This is a genomic window from Variovorax gossypii, assembly GCF_003965815.1.
Classification (GTDB): Bacteria; Pseudomonadota; Gammaproteobacteria; order Burkholderiales; family Burkholderiaceae_C; genus Variovorax; species Variovorax gossypii.
The window spans coordinates 105,771-117,306 of record NZ_RXOE01000010.1; the positions used below are offsets into that span (position 1 = coordinate 105,771).

The following is an 11,536-nucleotide window of genomic DNA, read 5'->3' on the forward strand; positions in this document are numbered from 1 at the left end:
CCTTTCCAGGAGACTTCCATGAAGAAACTCGTGATCGCAGCAAGTGTCTCGGTCCTGCTCGCAGCCTGCGCAGGCGGCATGGGCATGAGCGGCAGCAGCAGCAGCAGTGGCGCATCGAACCCGATGGTCGGCGGCGCTCCGATGTACCCGACGAAGGACATCGTCGACAACGCCGTGAATTCGAAGGACCACACCACGCTGGTGGCCGCCGTGAAGGCCGCGGACCTCGTCGGCACGCTGAAGAGCCCCGGCCCCTTCACCGTGTTCGCGCCCACCAACACGGCCTTTGCCGCTTTGCCGGCGGGCACGGTCGACACGCTGCTCAAGCCCGAGAACAAGCCCACGCTGACCAAGGTGCTGACCTACCACGTGGTGCCCGGCAAGCTCGACGGCGCCGCGCTCATGAGCGCCATCAACGCGGGCGGCGGCAAGGCCACGCTGAAGACCGCGAGCGGCGGCACGCTCACCGCGACGATGAGCGGCGGCAACGTGATGGTGACCGACGCCAAGGGCGGCACCGCGACGGTGACGATCGCCAACGTCTACCAGTCCAACGGCGTGATCCACGTCGTGAACAAGGTGCTGCTGCCGGGCTGATCGGCCCCCTTTTCCGTTTTCCGCTTTCGTCAGCCGCGCTGCGCGGCCTCGGCTTCGTCGCGCAGCCACTGCGCGAACTCCTGCGCGTCGCGGTTGCCCGCGGCGCGCCTGGACATCTCGATGAAGTAGCCGCGATGCGAGGCGGCGCCCTCGCCCAGCGGCGCCACGAGCCGGCCGTCGCGCACCAGCTCGCTCAGCAAGGGCAGCCGCCCGATCACCACGCCCTGCCCCGCCACCGCGGCGGACACGGCATCGGCGTACTGCGTGAAGCGCAGCGTGCTCTTCATGCGCAGGTCTTCCAGCCCCATCACCTTGAGCCAGGGCTCCCAGTCGGCCGTGGGAGCTTCGCTGTGGTCGGGGTACTCGACGGTAAGCAGCGTGAGCTTCGAGAAGTCGGAAAGCTGGCGCAGCGATGCGGCCACCTGCGGCGAGCACAGCGGGATCACCGACTCCTCGAACAGCGCCGGGCCGATGCCGCGGCCCACGGGCACGAAGCGCACCGCCAAGTCGATGCGGCTGCTTTCCAGATCGAGCACGTCGAGCGTGGCCGACACGCGCACGTCCACCTGCGGATGGCTGCCGGTGAAGCGCGCCAGTTTCGGAATGAGCCAGATCGACGCGAAGCCCGGCGTGGTGGTGATCGCCACCTGGCGCGGCGCCGAACTCGCACGCACCCGCGCCGTGGCGTCGCGCAGGCGCTCGAGGCTGTCGGTGACGGCACGCTGCAGCACCCCGCCGGCCTCGGTGAGCGACAGCGCGCGGTGGCGCCGCTCGAACAACAACACGCCCAGGCTGGCCTCGAGCTGCTGGATCTGCCGGCTCACGGCCGACTGCGTGAGGTGCAGCTCGGCGGCCGCCAGCGTGAAGCTCAGCCGGCGCGCGGCCGCCTCGAAACTGCGCAGCAGCTCCAGCGGCGGCAGCTCGCCGCCGGTGGCTCCGGCGGCTTTCGCATTCTCTGTACGCATGCAACGAGTTCCGAATTACCGTGTGCAAAGAGGGATCCGGCTCACTATATTCATTCGCATAGTGAATGCAATGGAGCTTGCCATGAGCACCTCGTCCTCTTCCACCGCCTCTTCTTCCTCTCCCTCCGTGACTTTCTCGTCCAGCACTTCCCGCTTCCACGTGAGCCTGCCGAAGCGCTCGGTCTTCGCCGTGCCCGACGGCGCGGGCGTGGGCATCGAATGCCGCAGCGGCTCGGTATGGGTCACGATCGACCGCGACACGCGCGACATCGTGCTGGAGCCCGGCGAGCGCTTCGAGAGCAGCGATCACCGTCGCGTGCTGGTGTCGGCGCTGGAATCGTCGTGCATCACCGTGTCGGACGCCCGGCCGGCCGCCATGCCGCTGCCCGCGCCTTCGCCGCGCGCATGGTCGCCCCGGCGACTGCTGCCACACGGGTTGTCCCCGGCTTGACCGGCACCCATGCGCATCGAACCATCGATGCCATGAGTTCCGACACGACCCCACAACCCTTCATCCTCCAGGAGCAGGCCGACGGCATCGCAACGCTGACGCTGAACCTGCCCGCCAAGCTCAATCCCATCGCGCGCGACCTGCAGGTCGAGCTGCGCGACGCGCTGGAGCGCATCCGCGACGACCGCTCGGTGCGCGCCGTGATCCTCACCGGCGCCGGCAAGGCCTTCTGCGTGGGCGCCGACCTGAGCGCGATGACACCGTCCGAGGAAGGCAAGTCGCTCGGCACGCAAACGGCCGAGTGGATGCAGAGCCTGAGCAACCCGCTGATCGAGACGCTGCGCACCCTGCCGGTGCCGGTGGTCGCCGCGGTGAACGGCCCGGCCGCCGGAGCGGGCGTGGGCCTGGCGCTCGCGGCCGACGTGACCATCGCCGCGCGCAGCGCCTACTTCTACCTGCCCTTCCTGCCGAAGCTGGGCATCGTGCCCGACCTGGGCTGCACCTGGGCCATTCCGCGCCGCGCCGGCCGTGCACGCGCCATGGGCATGGCGCTGCTCGACGAGCGCGTGGGCGCGGGCCGCGCGGTGCAGTGGGGCCTGATCTGGGCCTGCGTGGACGACGAGCAGCTGCTCGAAGAGGCCAAGGGGATCGCGCAGCGCCTCGCCCGCCTGCCGGCGCATGCGGTGATCGAGGCGCGCGAAGCCTTCGAGGCCTCCGAGCACCACACGCTGAAGGAGCAGCTGCACTACGAGAGCGAGCGCCAGCGCGAGCTGATCGACCGCCCCAGCTTCCGCGAAGGCGTGAGCGCCTTCCTGCAGAAGCGCCCGCCGGTCTTCGGGAGCCGCTGACAATCCGACACCGGCGTCCACTGGCGCCTGCCCGGGGGCTGCGGGACAATCCCGCGCATGTCCATCCCCAACGCCTTCTACGCCCAGTCGGGCGGCGTCACCTCGGTCATCAACGCCTCGGCCTGCGGCGTGATCGAAACGGCGCGCCGGCACCCCGACCGCATCGGCAAGCTCTACGCCGGACGCAACGGCATCATCGGCGCGCTGGCCGAGGAACTGATCGACACCGGCGCCGAATCGGCCGAGGCCATCGCGGCGCTGCGCACCACGCCCTCGGGCGCCTTCGGCTCCTGCCGCTACAAGCTCAAGTCGCTGGAGAAGAACCGCCGCGAGTACGAGCGGCTGATCGAGGTGTTCAAGGCGCACGGCATCGGCTACTTCTTCTACAACGGCGGCGGCGATTCGGCCGACACCTGCTTCAAGGTGAGCCAGCTCTCGCAGTCGATGGGCTATGCGCTGCAGGCCATCCACGTGCCCAAGACCATCGACAACGACCTGCCCCTGACCGACTGCTGCCCCGGCTTCGGCTCGGTCGCGAAGTACGTGGCGGTATCGACCATCGAGGCCTCGTTCGACGTGCGCTCGATGGCGGCCACCTCCACCAAGGTGTTCGTGCTCGAGGTGATGGGCCGGCACGCAGGCTGGATCGCGGCGGCCGGCGGCCTGGCCTCGGACCAGGGCATTCCGGTGGTGGTGCTGTTCCCCGAGATCGAGTTCGACAAGGCGCGCTTCCTCGCGCGCGTCGACGAGCTGGTGAAGCAGCACGGCTACTGCTCGGTGGTGGTGTCCGAAGGCTGCCATCACCCCGACGGCACCTTCCTCGCGGAGCAGGGCACGCGCGACGCCTTCGGCCATGCGCAGCTGGGCGGCGCCGCGCCGGTGGTGGCGCAGATGATCAAGGAAGCGCTGGGCCACAAGTTCCACTGGGCCGTGGCCGACTACCTGCAGCGCGCCGCGCGGCACATCGCATCGGCCACCGACGTGCGGCAGGCCTACGAACTCGGGCAGCGCGCGGTCGAACTCGCGCTGGAAGGCCGCAACGCGGTGATGCCGACCATCGAGCGCATCTCCGACGTTCCGTACGCATACCGCATCGGCAGCGCGCCGCTCGAATCGGTCGCGAACGTCGAGAAGCCGATGCCGCGCGACTTCATCTCCGACGACGGCTACGGCATCACCGAGAAGTGCCGCCGCTACCTGCTGCCGCTGATCGAGGGTGAGGACTACCCCGCCTACAGCGGCGGGCTGCCGGTGTACGCGACGCTGCGCAACGACATCGTCGCGAAGAAGCTGCCGGCCTTCGAGATTTCATGATGACCACGGAGGCCGTTCCCGGCCTGATCGACGCCACGCGCTGCCCGCTGTGCGGCGAGTTGAACCGCTGCGCGATAGAGATCGAGCGCGAGACCGGGCAGGCGCAGCCGCCGTGCTGGTGCATGCGGGTCGACTTCAGCAAGGCGCCGCTCACCAACCTGCCGGAAGAGATGCGCGGGCTGGCATGCATCTGCATGCGCTGCGCGACGGGCGCGGCGCCTCAGTCTCAGGACTGACCAAGGCTCTGCTGCTGTGCCTCTGCCTGCGGCTGCGCCTGCGCAGCCTCGGCCACGTCGGCCGCCACCACCATCGACGGCGCATCGCCCGGCCTCTGCTGCGTGACCACGCGGTGGATGAACTGCAGCTTGCCCACCGCCACGCGCGGCATCACGAACGGGTAGTAGTCGGGCTGCCCCATGCTGCGCGACAGCTCGTTGAGCACGTTGGTGAGCAGCACCCAGCCGTTGACGAAGTCGAGGAACTTGCCTGCGTCGGGGTCGTCCGGCTGCCAGAGGTCGTCGAGGGTGAACAGGTCGCTCGCGAGCTCGACGTTGGTGGCGTCGACGCCGAAGCTCATCGCGGTATCGGCCGTGTCGGCCATGTGCAGGTAGTGGGCCCAGGTCTCGGCCCAGTCTTCCCACGGGTGCGTGCTCGCGTAGCTGCTCACGAAGCGGTCGGCCCAGTCGGGCGGCGGGCCCTGCTCGTAGTGCGTCTGCAGCGCGGCGGCGTAGTCGGCGCGCTCGTCGCCGAAGAGGGCGCGGAAGTCGTCGATCCACTGCGTGGGCTGCACAAGCAGGTCCCAGTAGTAGTGGCCGATCTCGTGGCGGAAGTGGCCCAGCAGAGTGCGGTAGGGCTCGCGCATCTCGGCGCGGATGCGCTCGCGCACGGCGTCCTCGGCCTCCTCCGCGTTGAGGGTGATCACGCCGTGCTGGTGGCCGGTCATGACGTGCGGGCCGCCGGGCACGTTGCTCAGGAAGTCGAAGCTCAGGCCGTGCGCGGGATCGACGTGGCGGCTCACCACCGGCAGGCCCAGCGCCAGCAGTTGCGAGACGAGCCGGCGCTTGGCGGTCTCGAGCTTGCGCCAGAGCTCGCCATTGCCCTCCACCGAGAGATCGGGAATGGTGCGCGTGACGCTGCAGGCCAGGCAGTAGCCGGGCGCCAGGCCCTGGGTGTCGGGGGGCAGCTGCTCGCCCTCGCGCGCGGCGGGCACCATCCAGTTGCACGCGGCGGGCGTCATGAGGTTCGCGCAGCGCCGGTAGGTCTTGCCGTGCGGATCGCCGAACACGGTGAAGGTGTCGGGCTGCGCGCCCTCGCCGACAGCCGGCGCGAGCGGCATCACGCCGAGCCGTTCGATCACGTAGCCCAGCGGCGTGTGGCAGGCCAGGCACTCGCTATTGCGCAGGAAGACGGGGCGGTCACACTGGCAGCGGTAGGCGCGACTGACGGTGGGCGCCGCGAGTTCGGTCGCGAGCGTGGGCGCGCCTTCCGCTTCGCCGGAGGCAACCGGCTGGGCGTTGGCTTGATCGTCGGATGGAGCGTTCATGCGGCAGTTGTCTTGATCGATCTTCTTGACGCGGAGGGGACAGCGGACCGATTTTGCGGCCGCCCCTTTCATTTGCCGCCGCGCAAAGCCCGATATGCTTGTAGGACGACGGACCCGAGACATTCCGCCGCCCCATGACCTCCCCACAGCCCCAAGAAGCCGCGACCACGCCGGCCCCGCCCTCCATCGGCACGCTGCGCCAGCGCTATGGCGAACGCTACCGCTGGTACCTGCTGCTTTCCGTGATGGTGGGAACGATGGCGTCGATCATGTCCTCGACCATCGTCAACGTGGCGATCCCCGGAATGAGCCATCACTTCTCGCTCGGCCAGGAGCGCGCGCAGTGGGTGAGTTCGGGCTTCATGGTGGCGATGACGGTGTCGATGCTCACCACGCCGTGGCTGCTGTCGCGCTACGGCTACCGGCGCACCTACGTGGGCACGATGCTCCTGCTGCTGGTGGGCGGCATCGTGGGCGGCGTGGCCAACGACTTCTCCCTGGTGCTGTTCGCGCGCGTGGCCGAGGGGCTGGCGGCGGGGGTGGTGCAGCCCATTCCGGCCATCATCATCCTGCGCGCCTTCGAGCCGCACGAGCAGGGGCGCGCGAGCGGCATCTTCGGCATGGGCGTGGTGCTGGCGCCGGCCATCGGGCCGAGCATCGGCGGGGTGCTGGTCGACCTGTTCGGCTGGCGCTCGATCTTCTTCATGGTGGTGCCGTTCTGCCTGGCCTCTCTCTGGCTGGCCTACAAGTTCGTGCCCAAGACCGCGCCCGGAGGGGTGGCCGCCACGCGCGGCGACGGCCTCGACGCGCGCGGACTGGCGCTGGGCACGGTCGGCACGCTGTGCCTGCTCAACGGCCTGGTGGCGCTGCGCGGAGATTCGCCGCTGCAGGCGGCGCTGCTGCTGGCGGGCGCGCTGGTGGCTTTCGGCGTCTTCGTGTGGTGGCAGAAGCGGCTCGCGGCATCTGGCGGCACGCCGCTGATGAACCTGGCGCTCTTCCAGTACCGGCAGTTCGCGATGGGCAGCGTGGTCGCCTTCATCTACGGCACGGCGCTGTTCGGCTCCACCTACCTGCTGCCGGTGTACATGCAGGTGGGGCTGCACCTGTCGGCGTCGCACGTGGGCACCATCCTGCTGCCGGCGGGCATCGTGCTGGCGCTCACCATCGCCGGCGTGGGCCGGCTGGCCGACAAGCACCCGACCTGGGTGCTGGTGACGATCGGCCTCGCGCTGCTGGCGGCCTCGTTCGCGCTGATGATGGTGCTGCGGCTCGACAGCGCGCTGTGGCTGCTGGTGGCCTTCGCGATCATCGGGCGCATCGGGCTGGGCTTCATCCTGCCCTCGCTCAACCTGGGCTCGATGCGGCCGCTGGCCAAGCCGCTGATTCCGCAGGGCGCGAGCGCGATCAACTTCGTGCGCATGCTGGGCGGCGCCGCCGGCGTGAGCCTGTGCGCCATCGTGCTCGAGTGGCGCCTCGCGGCGCACGGCGATTCGCTGGCCAACCCGATGAGCAGTCCGGCGCGGCTGGCCGCCTTCGACGAGGTTTTCGCGATGCTCGCCGGGCTCTGCGCGCTGGCCATCTGCGCGGCCTGGCAACTGCGCCAGGGGTCTGGGAACCCCGTGAGGCCGGCGGGGCCGCCGCGCAACACGGGGTAAACCCCGGCGGCGGAAGACGGGGCTTTCGCATTCAATTGTTATCAGTTGTATCGCAATCAGCCCCATGCACCGTAGAAACTTCATCGCCGCCTCGGCTGCGGCAGTGGCCGGCTTCGGCCCGTTTTCATCCTCCCTGGCCGCCGAGAACGGCGTCACCGACAGCGAGATCGTCCTCGGCCACACCGGCATCCTGAGCGGCCCGCTGGGCGTGCCGGTCAAGGTCGTGATGGCCGGCGCAGGGCTGGCCTTCGACGCGGTCAATGCGCAGGGCGGGTTGTCGGGCCGCAAGATCAGGCTTGTCTCGCTCGACGACGAGCTGAAGCCCGAGAAGGCCGTCGCCAACTACGAAAAGCTGCTGGCGGAACATCGCGTCTTCGCCTTCTTCGGCTGTGTCGGCTCCGCCACCACCGCCGCGGGGGCCAAGGTGCTGAACCAGAGCGGCGCGCCGACGGTGGGCGGCTACGCGGTATCGGACTCGGCCCGCGAGAAGGTCGGCGGCGCCGGCTACTTCGTGCGCGCCACCTTCGCCCGCGAGGCCCAGGCGCTGGTGCAGCACCTGACGACCATCGGCGTCTCGCGCATCGCCGTGGCCTATCTCGACAACCCGGGCGGCGCGGAGGTCGCCAAGCTCGTCGGCGATGCACTGACCGCGCTGAAGCTGAAGCCCGAGGCGGCGGTGGCTGTGAAGGGCGACGGCACCACCAACGAGGCGTCCGGCAAGGCACTGGCCGACAGCAAGGCGCAGGCCGTGATCATGTACCTGGGCGGCGGCATCGGCGGCGAGGTGATGAAAGCCGCGTGGGCCGCGGGCGGGCGCCAGATGTTCTACGGCATGTCGATCGTGCCGGGCGACGTCACCGCGAAGCTGGTGGGCGACAAGACCAGCGGCCTCGCCATCTCGCAGATCGTGCCCTACCCCTGGAGCGAGGTCGACGCCGGCGCGAAGGAATACCGCCAGCTCGCCGAGCGCGCCAAGGTGGACATCGGCTACCTGAGCTACGAGGGCTACGTGAACGCGATGGTGATGATCGAGGCGCTGCGCCGCACCGGCCGCGACCTCACGCGCGCGAAGCTGCACGCCACGCTCAAGGCCATGAAGCTGCGCATGAGCAACATGGAGATCGACTTCACCGGCACCAGCAACACCGGCTCGCGCTTCATCGAGATGGTGCGGGTGACGAAGGAAGGCAAGTTCCTGCGCTAGGAACGCCCCTCACGCGGCCCGCGCCGCCGCAGGCACCCGAGCACCGCCGTCTGCCACCAGCGCCGCGCCGGTGATGAAGGAAGCCTCGTCGCTCGCAAGGAACAGGCACACGGCCGCCATCTCCTCCGACGTGGCCATGCGGCCCAGCGCGATGCGCGCCACCGTCTGGGCGTGCGCGGCGCTCTCGTCGATGCCGCGCTCGGCCGCGAGGTCGCGCATCTCCTGCCGGCTCATCGGCGTATCGACCCAGCCGGGGCACAGCGCATTCACGCGCACGCCCTTCGGCCCGTAGGCCTGCGCCGCCGAACGCGTGAGCGCGACCACGCCGGCCTTGCTCGCGGCGTAGCTCGCCATGCCAGCGCCCGCATTGAAGGCCGCGACCGAGGCGATGTTGACGATGGCGCCGCCACCTTGAGCCACCATGCCGGGCAGCACCGCGCGCTGGCAGCGCATGGTGCCGCCGAGGTTGACCTCGTGCAGGCGCCCCCAGTCGTCGTCGTCGATGTCGGCCGCGTCGTCGTTGCGCACGATGCCTGCGCAGTTCACCAGCACGTCGAGGCGGCCGAAGGCGGCCTGCACCGCTGCCACGGTGGCGCGAACTGCCGCGTCGTCGGTCACGTCGCAATCGAAGGCCGGGCCCTCGCCTACGGACTGCGGCCTGGGCCAGCCGGCCACCGCGACGCGCGCGCCCTCGGCGGCGAAACGCGTGGCCACGGCTGCACCGATGCCGGTGGCTGCGCCGACCACCAGGCAGGCCTTGCCCTGCAGGCGCCCGGTCATGCCTGCTCCGCGAAGAACGGGCTCTCGGGCAGCGTGGAGCCGCCATCGACCACGATGGTCTGCCCCGTGATGTAGCGCGCCGCCGGGCTGGCCAGGAAGCGCATCGCGTACGCGATGTCCTCGGGCCGCCCGAGTTCACCCGCCGGAATGTGCCGCGCGATGCGCGCCGCCTTCGCCGGGTCGGACAGCAGCGAGCCGCCCTGCTTGGCGATGTAGCCCGGCTCCACGCCGTTGACGGTGATGCCCTCTCGCGCGTACTCCAGCGCAGCAGTGCGGATGAAGCCGTTCACGCCCGCCTTGCTCGCCGCGTAGTGCGCGCTGCCCGGCATCGCCACGCGCGGCCCCGTGACCGACGAAGTGACCAGCAACCGCCCGCCACCGCGCGCGCGCATGTGCGGCACCGCCGCCTGCGCAAGCCAGAAACAGGCCTTGAGGTTCACGGCGAGCGTCTGCTCGAGTTGATCGTCGCTCATCGCGTCGATCGCGGCCCAGGGATTGACGGCCGCGTTGTGGACCACGATGTCGAGCGCGCCGAAGATGCGCGCCGCCTCGGCCACGGCACGTTCGGCCTCGTCGCGACGGCCGATGTCGCAGGCCAGCGCCTGTGCGCAAAGGCCACGCTCGCGCAGCGCAGCCGCCACCGCCTCGCCCGCGCTGCCGGTGCGGTTGGCGATCAGTACCGAGGCACCGGCCTCGGCGAACACCTGCGCGATGGCCGCGCCGATGCCGCGCCCGCCGCCGGTGACGAGCGCGACCTTGCCTTCGAGCCCGAAGGGATCGACCGCGCTCATCCCCTGCACTCCCGCACGAACTCGGCGAAGGCCGCGTTGTGCTCGTCCACCTCGCGCTCTGTGGTGCCCGGGCAGCACAGCATCATGTTGTGGAAGGGCGTGATGAGCACGCCCCGGTTCATCAGGTAGAGGTGCAGCAGCGCCTCCAGGTCGCCGTCGCGCGTGCGGCGCACGTCGGCGGCGTTGCGCGGCGCGTCGGGACAGAAGAGCGTTTCCACGCGCGCGCCGACCTTGGTGGCGTGCCACGGCAGGCCCGCTTCCGCGATGCTGGCGTTGACGCCATCGGCCAGCCGCTGCGCGAGCGTGCGCATGCGCTCGAAGGCCTCGGGCGTGAGCACCTGCGAGAGCACCGCGCGCATCACGGCCACGGTGAGCGCGTTGCCCGCCAGCGTGCCGCCGAAGCCGGCATGTGCCGACTGGCGCTGCGTGGGATGCAGCTTGGGCAGCACCTGCCAGACCCGCTCGGCGGTTTCCGAGCTCAGCCCGAAGGCTGCGGCGGGAATGCCGCCCGCGATGGCCTTGCCGATCACGAACATGTCGGGCTCGAGCCCGTGCTCGCGCGTGTAGCCGCCGGGTCCGCTCGATATGGTGTGGGTCTCGTCGATGACGAGCAGCGTGCCGGTCTCGCGCGTGAGGCGGCGCAGCGCCTCGTGGAAGCCGGGGTCGGGCGCGATCATTCCGTAGTTGGTCATCGCGGGTTCGGCCAGCACGCAGGCCACGTCGCCGGCGCGCAGCGTGCGCTCCAGCGCCGGCAGGTCGTTGAACTCGACCACGGCCGAAAGTTTGTCGTGCGGAAAGCCGTTGGGGTGGATGTTGTTGCGCATCGCGACCGCGCCGTCGCGCAGCTCAACGTGCGCCTCTTCCACCGAGCCGTGGTAGCAGCCCGAGAACACCAGCACGCGAGGCCGGCCGGTGACCATGCGCGCCAGCCGTATGCAGGCGCGGTTGGCGTCCGAGGCCGAGGTCGTGAGGTTCCAGTACGGCAGGCCGAAGCGGCGCGCGAGCTCTTCGCCGACCCAGGCCGCATCGTCGTTCGGCAGCATCAGCGAGGTGCCAACGCGCGCCTGCCGAGCCATGGCCTCGACGATGGCGGGATGGCCGTGGCCGCACATGCCGCCGGTGTCGCCGAGGCAGAAGTCGGCATAGCCGTTGCCGTCCACGTCGACGAAGCGCGCGCCGTAGGGCAGCTGCGCGTCCTGCACGTAGAGCGGCCAGCCGCCGATCCAGCGGCGCATCCAGTGCGATGGGGCGCCGTAGAGCCAGGCCTGCTGGCCCTGGGCATAGAGTTCGCCGGAACGGGCGTGGGTGCGCGCGTAGCGTTCTTGCTCGGCCTGCATCAGGGCCTGCACGCGCTCGCGTGGCACAGTCGGTTCGAAGGTCGGTGTCAT

12 protein-coding genes are annotated in these 11,536 nt (G+C 70.1%); 7 read left to right on the forward strand and 5 right to left on the reverse strand.

Annotated features, from left to right (window positions below; all coding sequences use genetic code 11):
• Positions 1-18: 18 nt before the first annotated feature.
• The gene (locus EJP69_RS26860; protein WP_126473342.1) at positions 19-597 is read left to right on the forward strand and encodes a fasciclin domain-containing protein; all 579 of its coding nucleotides are present in this window, start codon (positions 19-21) and stop codon (positions 595-597) included.
• A 29-nt stretch (positions 598-626) separates the two neighbouring features.
• Here EJP69_RS26860 and EJP69_RS26865 read toward each other — a convergent pair whose 3' ends face one another.
• Positions 627-1,562 (reverse strand): LysR substrate-binding domain-containing protein, encoded by a 936-nt coding sequence (locus EJP69_RS26865; RefSeq protein WP_093203895.1) that lies wholly within the window; start codon positions 1,560-1,562, stop codon positions 627-629.
• Between the two features lie 82 nt (positions 1,563-1,644).
• On the opposite strand from EJP69_RS26865, the gene EJP69_RS26870 reads away from it, so the two are divergent.
• From EJP69_RS26870 to EJP69_RS26885, 4 genes are read left to right on the forward strand one after another with little or no spacing between them, the layout of a single operon-like run.
• The gene (locus EJP69_RS26870; RefSeq protein ID WP_093203893.1) at positions 1,645-2,013 is read left to right on the forward strand and encodes a DUF2917 domain-containing protein; all 369 of its coding nucleotides are present in this window, start codon (positions 1,645-1,647) and stop codon (positions 2,011-2,013) included.
• 32 nt (positions 2,014-2,045) lie between these two features.
• Entirely contained in the window at positions 2,046-2,861 is an 816-nt protein-coding gene (locus EJP69_RS26875) for an enoyl-CoA hydratase-related protein (RefSeq protein WP_126473344.1), read from the forward strand.
• A gap of 57 nt (positions 2,862-2,918) precedes the next feature.
• Positions 2,919-4,175, forward strand: a complete 1,257-nt coding sequence (locus EJP69_RS26880) for a 6-phosphofructokinase (RefSeq protein ID WP_126473346.1) — start codon at positions 2,919-2,921, stop codon at positions 4,173-4,175.
• Positions 4,172-4,411 (forward strand): cysteine-rich CWC family protein, encoded by a 240-nt coding sequence (locus tag EJP69_RS26885; RefSeq protein ID WP_126473348.1) that lies wholly within the window; start codon positions 4,172-4,174, stop codon positions 4,409-4,411. Before EJP69_RS26880 ends, EJP69_RS26885 begins: the two co-directional genes overlap by 4 nt.
• Here the strand turns inward: EJP69_RS26885 and EJP69_RS26890 are convergent.
• A complete protein-coding gene (locus EJP69_RS26890) occupies positions 4,402-5,718 on the reverse strand; it encodes a zinc-binding metallopeptidase family protein (RefSeq protein ID WP_126473349.1) in 1,317 nt (438 codons plus the stop codon). The genes EJP69_RS26885 and EJP69_RS26890 overlap by 10 nt on opposite strands.
• A gap of 134 nt (positions 5,719-5,852) precedes the next feature.
• Here EJP69_RS26890 and EJP69_RS26895 point away from each other — a divergent pair, with 134 nt between their 5' ends.
• Positions 5,853-7,373, forward strand: coding sequence for a DHA2 family efflux MFS transporter permease subunit (locus tag EJP69_RS26895; protein WP_126473351.1), 1,521 nt, complete (start codon positions 5,853-5,855; stop codon positions 7,371-7,373).
• 64 nt (positions 7,374-7,437) lie between these two features.
• Positions 7,438-8,577: an ABC transporter substrate-binding protein gene (locus EJP69_RS26900; protein ID WP_126473353.1), complete on the forward strand. Its 1,140-nt coding sequence runs from the start codon at positions 7,438-7,440 to the stop codon at positions 8,575-8,577.
• Between the two features lie 9 nt (positions 8,578-8,586).
• On the opposite strand, the gene EJP69_RS26905 is transcribed toward EJP69_RS26900, so the two are convergent.
• Genes EJP69_RS26905 through EJP69_RS26915 form a run of 3 tightly spaced genes read right to left on the reverse strand, consistent with a single transcriptional unit; the run spans position 8,587 to position 11,536 of the window.
• Entirely contained in the window at positions 8,587-9,357 is a 771-nt protein-coding gene (locus EJP69_RS26905; protein ID WP_126473355.1) for an SDR family NAD(P)-dependent oxidoreductase, read from the reverse strand.
• The gene (locus EJP69_RS26910; RefSeq protein ID WP_126473357.1) at positions 9,354-10,148 is read right to left on the reverse strand and encodes an SDR family oxidoreductase; all 795 of its coding nucleotides are present in this window, start codon (positions 10,146-10,148) and stop codon (positions 9,354-9,356) included. The genes EJP69_RS26905 and EJP69_RS26910 overlap by 4 nt, the downstream gene beginning before the upstream one ends.
• Complete coding sequence (locus EJP69_RS26915) at positions 10,145-11,536, reverse strand: transaminase (protein WP_126473359.1); 1,392 nt, start codon at positions 11,534-11,536, stop codon at positions 10,145-10,147. Before EJP69_RS26915 ends, EJP69_RS26910 begins: the two co-directional genes overlap by 4 nt.

Excerpts from the sequence above, each read along its gene's own strand:
- EJP69_RS26865 (WP_093203895.1), bottom strand. The coding sequence starts at position 1,562 with ATGCGTACAGAGAATGCGAAAGCCGCCGGAGCCACCGGCGGCGAGCTG.
- EJP69_RS26860 (WP_126473342.1), top strand. The coding sequence starts at position 19 with ATGAAGAAACTCGTGATCGCAGCAAGTGTCTCGGTCCTGCTCGCAGCC.
- EJP69_RS26870 (WP_093203893.1), top strand. The coding sequence starts at position 1,645 with ATGAGCACCTCGTCCTCTTCCACCGCCTCTTCTTCCTCTCCCTCCGTG.
- EJP69_RS26890 (WP_126473349.1), bottom strand. The coding sequence starts at position 5,718 with ATGAACGCTCCATCCGACGATCAAGCCAACGCCCAGCCGGTTGCCTCC.
- EJP69_RS26905 (WP_126473355.1), bottom strand. The coding sequence starts at position 9,357 with ATGACCGGGCGCCTGCAGGGCAAGGCCTGCCTGGTGGTCGGCGCAGCC.
- EJP69_RS26880 (WP_126473346.1), top strand. The coding sequence starts at position 2,919 with ATGTCCATCCCCAACGCCTTCTACGCCCAGTCGGGCGGCGTCACCTCG.
- EJP69_RS26900 (WP_126473353.1), top strand. The coding sequence starts at position 7,438 with ATGCACCGTAGAAACTTCATCGCCGCCTCGGCTGCGGCAGTGGCCGGC.
- EJP69_RS26915 (WP_126473359.1), bottom strand. The coding sequence starts at position 11,536 with ATGACACCGACCTTCGAACCGACTGTGCCACGCGAGCGCGTGCAGGCC.
- EJP69_RS26910 (WP_126473357.1), bottom strand. The coding sequence starts at position 10,148 with ATGAGCGCGGTCGATCCCTTCGGGCTCGAAGGCAAGGTCGCGCTCGTC.
- EJP69_RS26885 (WP_126473348.1), top strand. The coding sequence starts at position 4,172 with ATGATGACCACGGAGGCCGTTCCCGGCCTGATCGACGCCACGCGCTGC.
- EJP69_RS26895 (WP_126473351.1), top strand. The coding sequence starts at position 5,853 with ATGACCTCCCCACAGCCCCAAGAAGCCGCGACCACGCCGGCCCCGCCC.
- EJP69_RS26875 (WP_126473344.1), top strand. The coding sequence starts at position 2,046 with ATGAGTTCCGACACGACCCCACAACCCTTCATCCTCCAGGAGCAGGCC.